The organism is Streptomyces sp. NPDC043812 (genome assembly GCF_056436245.1).
Genome location: NZ_JBWKCY010000009.1, coordinates 60,891 through 77,197 on the forward strand (window position 1 = coordinate 60,891; position 16,307 = coordinate 77,197).

A 16,307-nucleotide genomic window follows, 5' to 3' on the forward strand; every position below is an offset into this window, starting at 1 on the left:
TCGGTGTGCGGTCCGCTGTGTGGTCGGGGATATCGTGGCCGCTGGAGGTGATCCGCGTGCCCGAAGAGCAGGCAGAGCTGTTCGCAGCCGTTGACGCGCTGCTGGAACAGACCGCGGCCCAGGACCCGCTGCCCGAGCCCGTGGAACGCAAACGTCTGCGGGAGGCCGCGGGGGTCAGCCAGGAGCAGGTCGCGCGGGCGCTCCAGGTACGGCGCGAGACGGTGACGAGCTGGGAATCGGGCCGGACGGATCCCCGGCCGCCCAAGCGCGCGGCGTATGCGCGGCTGCTCGAAGGTCTGGCCGCCCAGCATCCCGCGCCGCCCACCCCGCCCGATCCGTCGCCCGCCACGCATGCCACGCCCGCGCCGCACACCACGCCCGCGCCCCCCGCCACGCCAGCGCCGCGCGCCACCCCCGTGCCGCATGCCACCCCGGTCGTCCCGGCTCCGGCTCCGGCGCCCGGACCTGCCTCCATGCCCTCAGCACCCGCCGCCCCCGACCCGGGGCACACGTCGGATGCCGCCGCGCAGGCCCGCCCCTCCGCCTCGCCGGGGCCCCGCCGCGCCGTGGCCGGGCGCCCTGCCTCCCGCGCCGACAGCCGGTCCGCGCCGGCCGCCGGGGCAGCCGCGTCCGACCCCCGGTTCGTCGACGGACCGCTCGCCGTCCTCGACGGCGACGGCCGTGCCCACTGCACCGGCGGCCTGATCCTCGACTGTCCCGCCGGTGACATCCCCGCCTTGCTCGACTGGGCCCTGACCGAGGCCCGCCTCGGCGCGCCACGGCTGAACCGCAACGGCAAGGACGCCGACCCGCTCGTCGTGCTCACCGAGGCGGCCGCACTCCGCCTCGGTCTCCCCGCGGAGCTCGAGGACCGCCGCGGCCTGCGGCTGCCCGACAACCACCCCGTCGTCCGCCGACTGGCCCGCGCCGGGTGGCAGCTCACCAAACGGGGATTCGGTCCCTGGCCGCGCATCTACCGCCCCGCAGAGTCCGGGCAGCGCCGGTGTGTCCAGCTCGCCGTCCTGCCCTGGGGCGCGCTCGATCCCCGGACATGGGGTGATGCCGCGGCACTGCCGCCCCCCGAACTCGCCCGTGTGCTGTGCACGTACGCCGCCAGGGTACTGACCCCGCGCGGCTCCGCCGCCGTCTCGGGGCTGGAGCTGATGACCGCACTGCGGCCGCCGACCCGGGCGGTCCAGGACGCCGACAGCGGCTCGTGGGTGTCCGGACCGGTGCCGGGGTCGCTCACCGAGGCCGTGGACCCCGCGCCTCCGGAGGCCCCCGACGAGCACCCCGTCGTCGCCGCCGTGCATCCGCGCGGCCACCGGCGCACCCCCGAAGAGGTCCTCGACGAGGAGGCCTTCGAGTGGACGCGGGACGCCCAACTGCTCACCGACGGCGAGTGCGTGCGGGCGTACGCGGTGGGCATCGACGTGAACACCGCGTTCCTCGCGGCAGCCAACCGGCTCGTCGTCGGGCTCGGCGAGCCCGTCCATGTGACGTCACCCGTCTTCGACAAGGCGGTCCCCGGCTGCTGGCTGATCGACCTGTCCGGTATCGAGATCGACCCGCGCCTGCCGAACCCGTTCACCCCCGGCGGCGTTCGCCCGCAAGGGCCGGCCTGGTACGCGACCCCGACAGTCGCCTACGCGCAGGAACTCGTCGACACCTACCGGCTGCCCGTCGCGCTCGCACCGGTCGAGGCCTGGATCCGCACCCGGAGCGGGCCGTACCTCGACCCCTGGTACAAGCAGCTCAGCGACGCGTACAAGGCGACGATGGCCGACCTCGGCGTGGAACCCGGCCTGAGCGGGACCGACTTCCTCGCCGCCATGGAACGCCACAAGGCGAACGACCCCGCTCTCGCCTCCGTCCTCGCGGCGATCAAGGCGACGGTGAAGGGCGGCATCGGCAAACTCCGTGAGCGGCCGCAGGGCACGTCGTACCGGCCGGGGGAGCCGTGGCCCGCGCTGGCCCGGCCCACCTGGCGGCCAGACATCCGCGCCGCCGTCATCGCGACCGCCCGCGTCAACATGCACCGCAAGCTGGTCAGAACGGCCCTCGCCACCCAGCACGCCCCCGCGCCGTCGGGGCATCTGCGTCTCGGCGAGGACGCGCTCTGCCCGGTCGCCCTGCTCTCCGACGGCGCCGTCTACCTGTCGGACGGTCCGAGTCCGCTCGACTTCCTGCCGTGCACCCCCGAAGGCCGCCCCGCTCCCGGAACGTTCCGGCTCGGGGTGAGTCCAGGGATGGTCAAGCACGAAGGGACGCAGTCGATGATGTGGGCGGTGCAACTGCTCGACCAGGGCCTCAACCCGGCCCGCCACATCAAGGGTTCGGACACCGCGGGCGACGGAGAGTAGGAGTACGCCATGGGCCACATCGGCGACAGCCTGGACCGCGCCGCGCAGAACACCTCCACCCGGCCGATCCCGGTGGGCGCGCAGGCGCGGGTGAGATTCCTCGTCAGGAGTGCCGGAGGCTCGACGCGTGCTGTCGCCGAACAACTCGGCGTCTCCCAGCGCACCGTCGAGCGCTATCTGAAGGGCGAGTTCAAGAAGCCCCGCAAGGAGCTCGCCGACCGGATGGCGGCAGAGGTGCGCCGCCTGTGGCAGCCCCGGGTGAAACAGCGCGCCCGCAGACAGGCCGCGACGGCGGGCGGCCTCGTCATCGAGACCCGCGCCCGCTTCGGTTTCACGGCGGCTCCCGGCAGCACCGACGACAGCCGCATCCGGCGCATCACCCAGCATCTGCCCCCGGACTACGCGGCTCGCCTGTTCGCCGCCCAGGACGCCGGTGCGAGCGAACAGCAACTCCAGCAGATCGCGGCCGAGGGCCTCCAAGAGATCTACTTCAAGGACCACGGACGGCGCGCGGACGGTCTGCATGTCGACTTCACGGACATCGACTACGTGGAGATCGACTACAGCTGACGACAGTCGCGGCCGGGCAGTTCGCGGCCGGTCGCGCGACTGACCTCTCCACCCGACGGCTGAGCACGTCCGCCCATGCGAGGCCCTCGACGGCGAAGGCCGGTGAACGCCGCGCCGTTCGCGGACGTACTTCCCGGCAGCCGCCGCTCCCCGAGGAGGTCCGCGCGATGAAAGACCGTCGCCGCCATGCACCGGCCGGTGCCGCCGCCGTACTGGCCGGTGCCGTACCGCTCGTGCTCATGACCCTGGCCGCCCCGAGCGCTCAGGCGCACGGAGCGCCGACCGACCCGGTCAGCAGGGTCGCCGCCTGCGGGCCCGAGGGCGCGGCGCTGCGCGCATCCGCCGCCTGCAGGGCGGCCGTTGCCGCGAACGGGGGAGCCGGCTTCCGGGCGTGGGACAACCTCCGGCTGCCCGGCGTGCAAGGCCGGGACCGGCAGGTGATCCCGGACGGAGAGTTGTGCAGTGCCGGGCTCGACGCCTACCGGGGGCTCGACACCGCCCGTGCCGACTGGCCGGCCACCCCCATGGAGGAGGGTGCGCCGTTCACCCTCACCTACCGGTCGACCATTCCGCACCGGGGCACGTTCGAGCTGTATCTCACCGAACAGGGGCATGATCCGGCAGGGCCGCTGCGCTGGTCCGATCTGGCTTCGGAGCCGTTCGCCACCGCCACCGACCCCCAACTCATCGACGGCGCCTACCGGATCAGCGGGCGCCTCCCCGACGGGCTGACCGGCCGTCATGTGCTGTACACGGTGTGGCGGAACACGGACACTCCCGACACCTACTACTCCTGCTCCGATCTCGTCCTCACCCCCTCTGGCGGTGAGGCGCAGCAGGGCGGCACCCACCCCGAGCAGTCGCCGGAGCCGCCCCCGGACCGGGCCGAGGACGCAGCGGCCGGCGGAACGGAGGCCGGCGCGCCCGAGCCGGAGGAGCCCGCCGACGCCGGGGACGCCGAGGGGCAGGCTGCCGCCACCCCGCCCCCCGTGGCTCCCCGCCCTGCTCCCGCTGCGGCGGACCGCGACACGGAGGGCAACCCGGGAATCCTCATCGGCGGCGCGGCAGCCGCCCTTGCCCTCGCCTCGCTCTGCGGCTCCGTGGTGCTCCGCCGCCGGCGGCTGTGATCCGTCGAGCCTGCGCCCCAGGGGGCGCGTACGCCGGAGCGCGACGCGCCGGAAACCGGCCACCTACGCACAACGAACCGGCTGCCGTCCCACCATGAAGGCAACCTCGGCGGGCCGCCGGCCATCTACTCCTAGTGCAAAGCGGGTCGCAACGCCGCGCAGCCCGCCCGCATCACAGTGCATGGAGTGAAATGACAACCGTCCATACCTCGGTCGTCGTGCCGTGCTTCAACGAGAGCGAGGTGATCGAGGCCTTCCACCGGGCCCTCGTCACCGCTCTGGAGGCGACCGGTGCCAGTTTCGAGATCTGCTACGTCGACGACGGCAGCGGCGACCCGACCCGCGTGCAGCTGAAGGAGATCGCCGCCGCGGACCCGCGCGTGCGGTACACCTCCTTCAGCCGGAACTTCGGTAAGGAAGCGGCAATGCTCGCCGGGCTGCGCATGTCGCGGGGAGACGTCGTCGTCCTCATGGACGCCGACCTGCAGCACCCGCCCGAACTGATCCCCCGCATGCTCGAACTGCACCGGCACGGCTACGACCAGGTCGTCGCCCAGCGCGACCGCACCGGCGAAGGCATGGTGCGCACCGTGCTCAGCCAGACGTACTACCGCATGGTGCGCCGCTTCATGGACGTCGAAGTCCTCGACGGCGCCGGTGACTTCCGGCTGCTGTCCCGGCGGGCGGTCGGCGCGATCCTGTCGATGCCGGAGTCCAACCGCTTCTCCAAGGGACTCTTCTCCTGGATCGGCTTCGACACCGTCAGCTTCACGTACACCAATGTGCAGCGAGCAGCCGGCCAGTCCAAGTGGGGCGGCCGGAGGCTGCTCAACTACGGCATCGACGGACTGCTCTCGTTCAACAGCCGCCCGCTGCGCCTGGCCATCCACACCGGGTTGTGGCTGCTGCTGTCGGCATTCGTCTATGCGCTGTGGATCATCGCCAACGCCGTTCTGTACGGCGTCGACACCCCCGGCTACGCGACACTGATCACCGCGATCGTCGGCCTCGGCGGGATACAGCTCGCCACGCTCGGCGTCATCGGCGAGTACGTGGGCCGCATCTACCACGAGGCGAAGCGCCGGCCCCACTATGTGGTCCGCGAGACCGACGAGACGGCCGTGGCACTCCAGCCGGAACAGCCCGAGCAGGCCGAGGGGCAGCCGGTCAGGGAAGCTGCTTTGACCAAGTGACCTTGTCCAGGTGGTAGTAGTCGGCGACACACTGCGCCGGCCACACCCGCTTCCCCTTGCGGCTGAACGGCTCCAGCATCTTCGCGACCGACACCGGCGTGTAGGGGAGCACCTCGGCGCCCTGCGCGGCGCCCTGGCGCAGATACCTGTCCTGACGGTCCCACCGCTCGGCACGTACCTGCATGTCGTGCCCCAGGGAGACGAGCGGGGGGACGAGCCCCACAACGGCCGCGGCACACAGCGCCGCGGCCGTAGCCGTCGCCGCCGTCCGCCCGGCGGCGTGCGGCAGCTGCCGGCGCACCGCCCTGCCGAGGAACGCACCCCCGGCCACCAGCAGCACCACGAACAGCAGCAGATAGTCGTTCCACGTCCGCTCCGTCGTCACCACCCGCGCCCCGAAGACCGGGTAGGTGATGACCGTGCACAGATAGCCGGAGACCAGGAACGCGACGCCACCGAGCGTCAGCAGCGGCACCGGCCGCAGCGGCAGCAGGTCCGCGGGCCGTCCCGGCCCCCGGCGCGCCACGAGCCCCACGAGCACGCCGGCCGCCACCGCACCCAGGTACTGCCACGTCGAGAGCACCGTCCCGAGAATGTCCACGAAGCCGCGCAGCGAACCGAGCAGCGAGTCGGGGGCGAGCATGGACGTGCTCTCGGCGCCGAAGCGTGCACGCCGGTTGCGAGATCCGGGCGATGTCATCAGGATCAGCGTGCCGACTGCGATCGCGGCCATTCCCGCGAGCGACCAGACACGGGCGAACCGCACGGCCCGCCCGGCGAACAGGCGGTGCGCGAACAGCACAACACCCGAGAGCACCACCAGGGCGACGACCGAGGCCTCCTCCGACAGCGTTCCCATGAACACGCCCGCACCCGCCACCGTCACGAGAGCGGCGACCCGCCGTCTGCGGCCTCCGGTGCGCAGCAACGGCAGGGCTGCCGCCAACGCCAGCACCGGCGCCACCGTGTGCGAGACGGACGCGGCCGGCCAGTAGAACGTCTTGTACGTGTTGGGTGTGGCGAACAGGAACACCGCCGAGACCATCGCGGCGACCAGCAGGGGCACACCACGCGGCACCCGCTGTCCGGTCCAGCGCAGCACGCGGGCGACCAGCGCCCACAGCAGCACCAGCATCAGCACCCCGCTGACCAGGCCGAACCACTGGTGCCCGGCGACGGGGAACTTGGCGTACAGTCCGACGAGCAGGCCGTTGCCCACCCGGCCGTTGTCGGTGAAGTAGAAGGTACCGACCAGGCCGGAGATCCCGCGGTCACGGACGATCGGCAGAAAGCACCATTCGTCGGCGCTCGGGCGCACATGCCGGCCGAGCCACGCCGCCATCGCCAGCAGCCCCAGCGGCAGCGCGGCCAGGGCGAAGGGCCACACGGCCCGCAACGACGTCACCAGGCGGCTGCTGCCGCTCCGTCGCTCCGGTGCGTCTGCTTCGCCCGGTCCTCGCGCGACGGTGACGCTCGATGCGTCGACGGCCATTTCACCACTGCCTTTCGGGGAGCTGTCTGTCCAGCGACGAAGATGTGAATCCTCGGCGCGCCGTTCCATTCTCCGTCGGACGGGATCATGTTCCCGACCGGCCCCGCCCGTGGTGTCGCCGCGCCCACTCCGACAGCCCGTCGGACCCGATCCGCCGCCCCGGCCTCCGTATACCTCCGCACGTGGCGGCCGGTGGCGTGCCGGAGCCCCGCCCGGAGCACATTCAAGAGGCGCGGCTGTTCGGGGCGTTATGTCGGGGAGTGCGGGCGTCAACTACCCGTGTGTCTTCAGTTCTTGAATCGTCGTCGGCGAACCGTGCCGGGAGCTCGGAAGCTTGTGCACAACCCTTGACGTGGACGTAACGCCGGAGAAGTATCCCTGTACCTGGGAGAGCGCTCTCTCACCTCCTCTGCCGAGCGCTTCCGCCCGCACGTCGCCGACCGAGGGTGCGCCCCACCCTTGCCCCGGCCGACGGTGCGCCCCTTCCCCCTTCCCGGCCGAGGGTGCGCCCCGCCGCTCGATCCCGGCCCTGCTCACCGGCAGGCGTACACGAACGACCCCGACGCCATGTGCCGCGAGGGCGACACGATCCGCAGCTCGGCCCGCGCCTGGTAGACCCCCTGCCCGCGCAAGGTCCACAACAGATGCAGCCGCGCCTGCTCCTGGCCCCGTGTCACCTTCTCCCGCAGGACCGGCGAGGAGGTGCCGTCGCTGCGCACCCAGCGGTAGGCGATCGTGCCGGGCCGCCCATCGGTCCGCACGACACCCACCACATCGGCGGTCCCGTCGCAGCCGGGCGATTCGGCCGGGGCTTCCACCCGCACGTCGCGCACCGAGACCTCCGGTCCGTAACGCTGCCAAGCGAGATACGCCAGCACGGCGAGCAGCACCGCACCGGCCAGGGCATAGCGTCGCGCACCGCGACGTCTGCGACGCGCCGGCGGACCGTCGCCCGAGGGCTGACCGGCGAGTGTGCCGTGCCACACGTCGACGGCCGTGGCGGCATTCCCGCGCTGCCTGACGATCTCCGTCACTCCCGGTCCGAACCGCAGGACCTCGCCCTCCACGCGGTCGGGGGCGGCACCCGCCGCGGGGGCGTGCACCGGGCCGTGCGCGCCCACCGCGTCCTGGGGCTCCGGATGTTCGAACCAGTGGCTGCCGAGTGCGGTGGCGCTGTAGTCGTCCGCGCCGAGGCCGTGCTGCTCGCCGCCGGCAGAAGGGAAGCGGGAATCGCTCACAGGACCGGGCACCCCCTTCTGGTGAGCAGCTGCTGCGTGGAACTGCCGTTCGCGGCACCGGGATCCGTGGATGCCTGGACACCCCAGTAGCAGCCCGTGCCCGCGAACGCGTGCGTCAGCGCAAGCGTGTACTGCGTCGCGCCGCTGCGCTGGAAGGTCTCCGAGCCGTCCGGCGCGCCGAGCGCTCCCTTCGCGTTGCCGGTGAACCAGGAGACGACGATCGTCACCGGGCCGGTGCCGTCCGTGGCGACAACGACGGACGCGGCCCCGGTCGCGCTGCCGGTCTGGCGGAAACTCGTGACCTCGACCGATTTCACCCGGAGCGGGGTGACGGTCGGCGCCGGGGTCGTGGGATCGGTCGACGGCTCACCGGTCGGCACCGTCGGAGCGGACACCGTGGGGGAGAGGACCGGTGACGGAACGGCGGTCGCGCTGCCGGAGGGTTCGGCGGAGGGAGCCGAGGACGACGGGGAGGGTGAACCGGTCGTCTCTCCGGGAGAGGGCGACGGGCTCGCGGAGCCGTCCGGGCCGGTGCCCGGCGTGTCGGCCCCGTCCGGCACGGCGCTCGTGGTGGCCACGGCCTCGGCAGTCGTCCGCCCGGTGCTCTCGCCGGCCTGCGCCGTGACCGCGACCGCTGCGGCCACCACCGCGGCCACCACACCCGCAACGATCCTGCGGAGCCCCGGAGTCAGCCACCCACCGGGTCCGTGGCCCGTGGCCAGCACGGTCGTTGCCGCGTCGGTCGTCCCCGCCGCCTTGCCCGCCGCGGACGGGAACAGCAACGGGAGCAGCGCGGCGAGCGCTGCCAGCCGGCGCTGACCGCGTTCCTCCCAGTCGGGGCCGTAGGCCGCGGCGGCGATCTCCTCCAGCTCGGCGACGAACGCCGCCGCGTCCGCCGGGCGGTCCTCGGGCGCTTTGGCGAGCCCGCGCCGGATCAGCGGCCGGACCGGCTCGGGCGTGTCTTCGTCGGGGACCGGCGCGCCGATGTGCTGGAGCGCGAGCTCCGCGAAGTTCTCGCCGGTGAACGGTTTGTGCCCGGTCAGGCACTCGTAGAAGGTCGCCGTCGCCGCGTACACATCGGCCGCGGGGGAGGCGGGCTCGCCGTTCCACTGCTCCGGGGCCATGTACGAGGGGGTGCCCGCCACCCCCGGAGTGCTGCCGTGTCGGGCCGCGATCCCGAAGTCCACCAGCTTGGACGAACCGTCGGCCGCGACCAGAACGTTCTCCGGCTTGTAGTCGCGGTGAACCACCCCCCGGCCGTGCGCGGCGGCGAGCCCGAGCAGTGAACCCTTCAGCACGGCGAGCGCCGCCTCGGGCCCGGTCGCCCCTTCCCGCAGGAGCAGGGCGCGCAGGGCGATCCCGTCGACCAGCTCCATCACGATCGCGGCGCCGTGCGGGGACTCGACGTATTCGTAGAGCCGCACGACGTGTGCCGATTCCAGTCCGCCGAGCAGCTGCGCCTCGGCTCGGAACTCCCGTACGAAGGCGGCGTCGCCCCGCAGCCTTTCGCCGAGGTACTTCACGGCCACCGGCACGCCGGTGGCGTCATGGACGGCCAGTACGACACGCCCACCCGCTCCGGATCCCAGCTCCCGGGATTCGGTGTACCCCGGCACCGACCACACGCTCATCACGTTCCCCCACACCAGGTCGCCGCCGCGCCATGGGCGACTCACGGGCTGTCCTCAGCAGGGACACATTTTCCTCACGACCGGTTCCCGCGGGGATCGGGGGGCGCACGCAATGGTGCGCTTGGCATGGACCTGCCTGGCGGCTTGGGATACGCTCCCGCCGGGCGCAACCTGAGAGCGCTCTCAGGTCGGCCTGTTCCATCCCCCACATTGCTGGAACAACCGAAAGGTCAACGCCTTGAGACCTACGACAGCAATACGCACCGGGTTGTCCGCGCTTCTCCTCGTCGGTGCCTTCATGTCCTCCGGTGCCGGCCCGGTGGCCGCCGCCGTGCCCGACCCCGCAGCCGCGCCGGCATCCGACGGCCTGCTCGCCGCGATGCAGAAGGACCTCGGGCTCACCGAACAGCAGGCGCGGGAGCGTCTGGTGGCCGAGAAGGAGGCCATCGGCATCGAGGCCGAGGCGCGGCGCGCCGCCGGGCCCGCTTTCGGAGGCGCCTGGTTCGACGCCGCCGTTGGCAAACTGACCGTGGCCGTGACCGACAAGCACGCGGCCGGAGCCGTGCGGGCCACAGGGGCGTCGGCCCGGATCGTGGAGCACAGCGCCCGGCGGCTCGACGCCGTCAAGCGAGCGGTCGACACCATGTCCGCACCGGCCGGTGTGAGCAGTTGGCACGTCGATCCGAAGGCGAATCGCCTCGTGGTGAACGTCGTCGCTGCCGAGCGTCACGACAACGATGTCGAGAACTTCCTCGACCGCGCCCGCGCAGCCGGACCGGTCCAGGTGCGGCAGACCGGTGCCGCACCCCGGACCTTCGCAGCCGGAACCGTCGGAGGCGACCCGTACTACACCGGCAACGTCCGCTGCTCCATCGGCTTCTCCGTGCACGGCGGCTTCGTCACCGCAGGCCACTGCGGCGGAGCGGGCGCGGCGGTGCGGGGCTGGGACGGCTCGCACATCGGCACCTTCCAGGGCTCCTCGTTCCCTGGCAACGACTACGCCTGGGTGAGCGTCGGCAGCGGCTGGTGGACGGTCCCGGTCGTCCTCGGCTGGGGAACGGTCCCCGACCAACTGGTCCGCGGCTCGGCCGAGGCACCCGTCGGGGCCTCGGTGTGCCGTTCGGGATCGACGACGCACTGGCACTGCGGCAACGTCCTGGCCAAGAACGAGACCGTCAACTACAGCCAGGGCGCAGTCCACCAGATGACCAAGACGAGCGTGTGCGCCGAACCGGGCGACTCGGGCGGCTCGTTCATCAGCGGTGACCAGGCGCAGGGCGTCACGTCCGGTGGGTGGGGCAACTGCAGCGGCGGCGGCGAGACCTGGCACCAGCCGATCAACGAGATCCTGGGCCGCTACGGCCTGACACTGCACACGGCCTGACGCCCGACGATTGTCGGCTGACGGCTGACGGCAGACGGTCAGGGCGGTCCGGCGGCACCGGCCCCGCCACGGGGCCGGTGCCGCATTCCCGGACGCCCCGGCCCCCCCGCCGGGGCGGCGCTCAACCGTCCGCGGCGACCGACGCCTCGAACGCGTCGAGGATGCGATGCATCACCGCCACCGGCAAGGCCGGATTGCACACCGCGTCCATCACCGTGTCGGCATCCCGCAGCAGCCGAACCAGCACCTTCCCGGGCAGACGCGGGTGGCGCGCCGCGAAGGCGCGCACACTGTTGTGCGGGTCGTCGAGCAGGCGCACGGCCGACGCGGCCGTCAGCCGCGGATCCTCCGCAGCATGCCGCCGCACCTCCTCATCCGCATCACGGCTGAACCGTTCGACCAGTTCCGGCGTGGACGCGGGATCGTCCAGGGCCAGCCTGCGCATCCGGGGACTGGTGTCGTCGGCGTACTTCAGCAATCCGTCGCGCGGGAAGTTCGGATGCGTACGCGGGCGTCCAGGACTGGAGAGGCTGCCCGTCCACCACTGCCACACCTCCAGCAGCATGTCCGCGGGCGCGTCGTCGCAGGACTCGGCGAGGAAGAGACGTACGACGCGGTCCTCGTCGTGTGCCAGACGTTCGACGACGTCCGCCGGCAGCCGACGGGCGCGGGCGGCGCCGCTGCGCAGCAGCAGATGGGACGAGGCGGCACAGCGCCGCATGGCGTCCGGGTCGTCGTGCGCCGCCTCGACCCAGTCGACAGGGCGCCGCATGACGTCCGGGTCGATGTCGACCCGGACCGCGGACCGCTGTTCCTCGGTGAGTTCCGGCCGCAGGGACACCTGGAGCCGCACCTTGTCGTCCTCGTCCTCGGCCAGGACGGCGACCAGGTCGGGGTCGAGGTGAGGGTTTCGCGTGAGGGCGAGGCGAACGGCCGGATCGGGATCGGCCACGAGATCCCCGGCCAGATCGCGGGCGAACCGGCATGTCCGCAGTGTCTCTTCGCCGCGCAGGGTGTCGAAGAGTTCGCGCGGCATCGGATGGTCCTCATGGTGGCGTAGCAGCGCCCGTGTGCGCACCCCGGCGGCGGGATCCGTGAGCAGTGCCCGGCGCGCGGAGTCGTCCAGGTGCGGCCATGCAGCCGTGCACGCCGCCTGACGTACGGCGGGCTCGGCGTCGGTGGCCAGCGCGACGAGCAGCGGCGCGGGCACGTTGGACAGGCGGCCCGCGTGCGCGCGGACGCGGGCGTCGGGGTGGCCCGCGAGCCGTTCGTAGCCGGCCGCGGTCAGTTCCGCCCCCCAGGCTGCTGCACGCTCGGCGAGGACACGACGGCGCCGCGGGTCGCTCTCGCCGACCAGAAGCCTTGTCCACTGCTCGGGCGTCAGGCTCACCTGCCGTTCCATCAGCCTGCCCCGGACCTGCCACTGCGGATGGTCGACGGCCGCGTCGACGACTGCCGCCGGCAGGTCGCGCCGGAAGAGGAACCCGCTGTCGATGTCGAGCAGCCGGATCAGCACGTCGTCGGGCGCCGCGGGGTTGAAACCGACCCACTGTGCCCGTTCGCCGAGCAGCCGCAGCGACGGCCTGGGCCCCTGGAACAGCGACTCCCAGGCGGCTTCGCGCTCCTTCTCGGTCTCACGGGCGGCCGCCTCGGCGGCCCTGTCCAGCCGCTCCCGTACGGTGTCGACGACGGTCAGCCGGACTTCGTCGCCCTCGCAGGTCACACCCAGGACGGTGTCCCCGTCGGGCGAGAGCGTCACGAACTCCGGTTGCCCCGGCCTGTCCCCGAGCACCCCGGCGAGGTCCCAGACGTCGGCCGGCTGCACCCGCGTCCACTCTTGCGGGCCGCTGCCCGTGCGCATCCCGGCGACATCGATGAGGAAGTCCCCGTCCGCACCGATCACCCCGTGCCGGACCGCCAGCCGGTGCCAATGCGCGTTGATGTCGGCGACCGCGCCGGGCCGGTCCGAGCGCACGGCCACGACCGGCCGCAAGCCTCCCTCGACCACCTGTCGCCACGCCGCCTGCGGCGGCAGCAGCTCCTCGGCCCGCCAGTGCTCCGTCATTTCGAGCCCCGCGCGCTGCAACAGCTGCGCGAGCTCGTCTCTCCCACCCCTCATGGGGGCTCATCCTGCCTCACCGAATCCGGCGCCCCGGTCATGCGCCCCGGTGCGATCGGAGCGCGGGCGGGCCGGACAAGGGACGGGAATCGGCGGTGCCGGACGGGACGGTCAGGTACGGAAGATCCCGGCAAGGTGCGTGGACAGCTCGTCGGCGGCGCCCGGTCCCATCCGCAGACCGACGTAACCGTCCGGGCGGACCAGGAATCCCGTCGGTCCCTCCACGCCGTACACCCGGCGGAAGTCCTGGCGGCTGTCGCGCCAGACCGGCAGGCCGCAGACCGCAGGCGCCTCACTGCCGAGCACCGCGAGGGATTCCACCTGGCCGTGCGTCAGGCGCCGGGCGACGGAGGCGATTTCCTCGAGGCCGGGCAGTTCGCTCTCGTCGTCCGCGTACAGCAGCAGCGTGTGGTCCCGCTCGCGGAGCAGGTCGAACAGCCGGACGGGGAACGTGGCGAGGGGGCCGACGAGTCCGCCGCAGTCCGGTGCGCGGTCGCCGCAGTCCGGCCCGTCGGTGCGCACACCGGTGCGGGGCCCCACGATCGGGCTCTCCGGATACGCGACCAGCAGCTGCGCCTCGCGCAGCATGATGGTGGTCGGGTCGTCCGGGTCGGACTGGACGCCGCCCGCGGTCGCATGCCGCACGGTCCTGCCCACCACCTCCTCACCCACCGGCCGGCGTTCGGCGTCGTAGCTCTCTAGCAGTCCGGGATGTGCACCGCCCGCCACGGCGAGCGCCAGTTTCCACGCGAGGTTGTACGCGTCCTGGATGCCGGTGTTCATGCCCTGCGCGCCGGTCGGGGGATGGATGTGCGCGGCGTCGCCCGCGACGAAGACCCGGCCGCTCGCGTAGCGGTCGACCATCCGGTGGCTGATGCGGAACACGGACGACCAGCGCATCCGAGAAGCCGTGGTCGGCTCCGGAGCCAGCCGGTCGAGGACCGCCTGGATGTGTTCCAGGCCGGGGGAGCGGCCGCTCTCCAGGCCGTGCGCGACGTCGCCCACGCCCGGCTGCCGCTGCTGCCCCTGGGCGGACAGCTCCGGCGGGACCAGCATGGACATCCGATAGCGGCAGTTGCCGGGCAGGGGGATGCAGACCAGGATGTCGTCCGTCTCGCCGTCGTTCATGTGCATGGCGCGCAGTCCGTAACCGGGCGGCAGGCTCCAGTCGACCTCGACGTCCGCGAGCATGTACTCCTCGGGGAACGCGCCCCCCTCGAAGGAGAGCCCGAGCGTCTTGCGGACGATGCTGTGCGCACCGTCGCAGCCGACGAGGAAACGGGACCTGACCTCCTCCTCGCCGCCCGCCGCTGTGGCGAGCCGGCTCCACACACCGTCCTCGTCCTGGGCGAACGACACCAGCTCCGTGTCCCGCTCGATCCGCGTGTCCCAGCGGGCGAGATGTTCCTCGATGATGCGCTCGGTCTCGTACTGCGGCAGCGCGGCAAAGCCGTACGGGACGTCGGGCGGCAGCTTCATGTCGATGCGCATCCGCTCCGCGCCGTTGACGTACATCAGCTGGCCACGCATCGGGACGGCTGTATCCAGGGCCGCTCGCGCCAGCCCCATCCGGTCCCAGACCTCCAGGGTCCGGGGCTGGATCCCCACGGCCTTCGCGAACGGCAGGCGGGCCGGCAGCCTGTCGACGATCCGGCAGGTGACGCCACACCGCCGGAGCTCTGCAGCGGCCGTCAGCCCGACCGGGCCCGCGCCCACGACCAGCACGTCGGTGTACACCACTGGCATCTCCCGTCGAAGAGACCCCCTGCGCGCCGACCGGCGGCACCCCCGCTCCCCTCATCGTCACCCGATCGCCGGCGCGCGGCGACTCCTGCCCCGCGCGCCGGGCAGGAGCCCTCTTCGTGACCGCGGCCTCCTGTGGGAGCCCGGCTTCCTTACGGTGGTCGTCGAGAGCCGAACCGAGAGCCGAGGAGTGCCGTGGGCGTCAGCCTCAAGGACGTCGCGCAGCGGGCGGGCGTGTCCATCAAGACCGTGTCCAACGTGGTGAACAACTATCAGCACGTCACCCCCCACATGCGTGCCAAGGTGCAGAAGGCCATCGACGAACTCGGCTACCGCCCCAACCTCACCGCGCGCCATCTGCGCAAGGGCCGCACCGGCATCATCGCCCTGGCCGTGCCCGAGTTCGGCAACCCCTACTTCGCCGAGCTCGCGGGTGCCGTCGTCGATGCCGCCGCCCGTCACGACTACACCGTCCTGGTCGACCACACCGGCGGCGAACGGGACAAGGAGCTGCTGGTCAGCCAGGGATTCCGGTCCCACGTGATCGACGGGCTCATCCTCAGCCCCATCCACCTGGAGACCGAGGACCTGACGGCCCGCACCGACACCGCCCCGCTCGTCCTCCTCGGCGAGCGGGAGTACGAGGCGCCGTACGACCACATCGCCATCGACAACGTCGCCGCCGCCCGCGAGGCCGTACGCCACCTCATCGGCCTCGGGCACCGGCGGATCGCCTTCCTCGGCTCGCGTACGGGACGCGAACGCCAGCCCGCCCATCTGCGGCTGCGCGGCTGGCGCGAGGAGCACGCGGCCGCCGGACTGGAGGCCGACGAGGCCCTCGTGGTCGTCACCGACGGCTACGGCCGCGAGGACGGCGCCGCCGCGATGGCCGCTCTCCTCGACCGCGGCGAGAGCCCCGACGCCGTCTTCGCCTACAACGACCTCATCGCCATCGGCGCCATGCGCACCCTCACCGAACGCGGACTGAACGTGCCCGACGAGGTCGCCGTCGTCGGCTTCGACGACATCGAAGAGAGTCGGTACGGCGCCACGACGCTCACCACCGTCTCCCCGGACAAAGAGGCCATCGCAAGGCTGGCCGTCGACAGCCTGGTCGAGCGGCTCTCCGGCGCAGACGTGCCCGAGCCGCGCCGCGAACGCCCCGGATACCGGCTGATCGTGCGCGAGTCGACCGCGCGGCGCGCTCCGGCACCGACCACCACCTCCTGACGCCCAGGGTCTGCTGCGGAGATCCACCTGGCGTCCCGGCAGCGCGCCCCGCAGGCCGTAAGGGTCGCCGACACGCTCGCGGCGCCCTTGGAGTCCTGCATTTCTCAAGGAGTCGTCACCGACGGCCCGTTGATGCCCGGCACCACCCGATCCGCGCCACTCACGGCCAGGTTCGGCACACACCGCTTGGCCATCGGCGTCCACCGCCGGTTACGGT

Annotated in this window: 11 protein-coding genes; 6 read left to right on the plus strand and 5 right to left on the minus strand. The window is 72.5% G+C overall.

Going from position 1 to position 16,307, the window contains the following annotated elements:
• Positions 1-56 precede the first annotated feature (56 nt).
• From tap to AC067Z_RS15440, 4 genes are all read left to right on the plus strand, one after another.
• Complete coding sequence (gene tap, locus AC067Z_RS15425) at positions 57-2,363, plus strand: telomere-associated protein Tap (RefSeq protein ID WP_478790005.1); 2,307 nt, start codon at positions 57-59, stop codon at positions 2,361-2,363.
• A gap of 9 nt (positions 2,364-2,372) precedes the next feature.
• A complete protein-coding gene (tpg, locus tag AC067Z_RS15430) occupies positions 2,373-2,933 on the plus strand; it encodes a telomere-protecting terminal protein Tpg (protein ID WP_478790006.1) in 561 nt (186 codons plus the stop codon).
• Between the two features lie 167 nt (positions 2,934-3,100).
• Positions 3,101-4,060, plus strand: a complete 960-nt coding sequence (locus AC067Z_RS15435; RefSeq protein ID WP_478790007.1) for a lytic polysaccharide monooxygenase auxiliary activity family 9 protein — start codon at positions 3,101-3,103, stop codon at positions 4,058-4,060.
• Positions 4,061-4,251: 191 nt separating this feature from the next.
• Entirely contained in the window at positions 4,252-5,253 is a 1,002-nt protein-coding gene (locus AC067Z_RS15440; RefSeq protein WP_478790008.1) for a glycosyltransferase family 2 protein, read from the plus strand.
• On the opposite strand, the gene AC067Z_RS15445 is transcribed toward AC067Z_RS15440, so the two are convergent.
• From AC067Z_RS15445 to AC067Z_RS15455, 3 genes are all read right to left on the minus strand, one after another.
• A complete protein-coding gene (locus tag AC067Z_RS15445) occupies positions 5,228-6,745 on the minus strand; it encodes a DUF6056 family protein (protein WP_478790009.1) in 1,518 nt (505 codons plus the stop codon). The genes AC067Z_RS15440 and AC067Z_RS15445 overlap by 26 nt on opposite strands.
• A gap of 533 nt (positions 6,746-7,278) precedes the next feature.
• A complete protein-coding gene (locus tag AC067Z_RS15450; protein WP_478790010.1) occupies positions 7,279-7,983 on the minus strand; it encodes a hypothetical protein in 705 nt (234 codons plus the stop codon).
• Complete coding sequence (locus AC067Z_RS15455; protein ID WP_478790183.1) at positions 7,980-9,614, minus strand: serine/threonine-protein kinase; 1,635 nt, start codon at positions 9,612-9,614, stop codon at positions 7,980-7,982. The genes AC067Z_RS15450 and AC067Z_RS15455 overlap by 4 nt, the downstream gene beginning before the upstream one ends.
• A 298-nt stretch (positions 9,615-9,912) precedes the next feature.
• On the opposite strand from AC067Z_RS15455, the gene AC067Z_RS15460 reads away from it, so the two are divergent.
• A complete protein-coding gene (locus AC067Z_RS15460) occupies positions 9,913-10,998 on the plus strand; it encodes a S1 family peptidase (RefSeq protein ID WP_478790184.1) in 1,086 nt (361 codons plus the stop codon).
• 121 nt (positions 10,999-11,119) lie between these two features.
• On the opposite strand, the gene AC067Z_RS15465 is transcribed toward AC067Z_RS15460, so the two are convergent.
• Entirely contained in the window at positions 11,120-13,117 is a 1,998-nt protein-coding gene (locus AC067Z_RS15465; RefSeq protein ID WP_478790011.1) for a PE-PGRS family protein, read from the minus strand.
• 111 nt (positions 13,118-13,228) lie between these two features.
• On the minus strand, positions 13,229-14,857 hold the full coding sequence (locus tag AC067Z_RS15470) for an FAD-dependent monooxygenase (protein WP_478790012.1): 1,629 nt from the start codon (positions 14,855-14,857) through the stop codon (positions 13,229-13,231).
• Positions 14,858-15,055: 198 nt separating this feature from the next.
• Between AC067Z_RS15470 and AC067Z_RS15475 the strand changes: the two genes are divergently transcribed.
• Positions 15,056-16,090, plus strand: coding sequence for a LacI family DNA-binding transcriptional regulator (locus tag AC067Z_RS15475; protein ID WP_478790013.1), 1,035 nt, complete (start codon positions 15,056-15,058; stop codon positions 16,088-16,090).
• Positions 16,091-16,307: the final 217 nt, after the last annotated feature.

Excerpts from the sequence above, each read along its gene's own strand:
- tpg (WP_478790006.1), top strand. The coding sequence starts at position 2,373 with ATGGGCCACATCGGCGACAGCCTGGACCGCGCCGCGCAGAACACCTCC.
- AC067Z_RS15435 (WP_478790007.1), top strand. The coding sequence starts at position 3,101 with ATGAAAGACCGTCGCCGCCATGCACCGGCCGGTGCCGCCGCCGTACTG.
- AC067Z_RS15440 (WP_478790008.1), top strand. The coding sequence starts at position 4,252 with ATGACAACCGTCCATACCTCGGTCGTCGTGCCGTGCTTCAACGAGAGC.
- AC067Z_RS15445 (WP_478790009.1), bottom strand. The coding sequence starts at position 6,745 with ATGGCCGTCGACGCATCGAGCGTCACCGTCGCGCGAGGACCGGGCGAA.
- AC067Z_RS15455 (WP_478790183.1), bottom strand. The coding sequence starts at position 9,614 with ATGAGCGTGTGGTCGGTGCCGGGGTACACCGAATCCCGGGAGCTGGGA.
- AC067Z_RS15460 (WP_478790184.1), top strand. The coding sequence starts at position 9,913 with ATGTCCTCCGGTGCCGGCCCGGTGGCCGCCGCCGTGCCCGACCCCGCA.
- AC067Z_RS15465 (WP_478790011.1), bottom strand. The coding sequence starts at position 13,117 with ATGAGGGGTGGGAGAGACGAGCTCGCGCAGCTGTTGCAGCGCGCGGGG.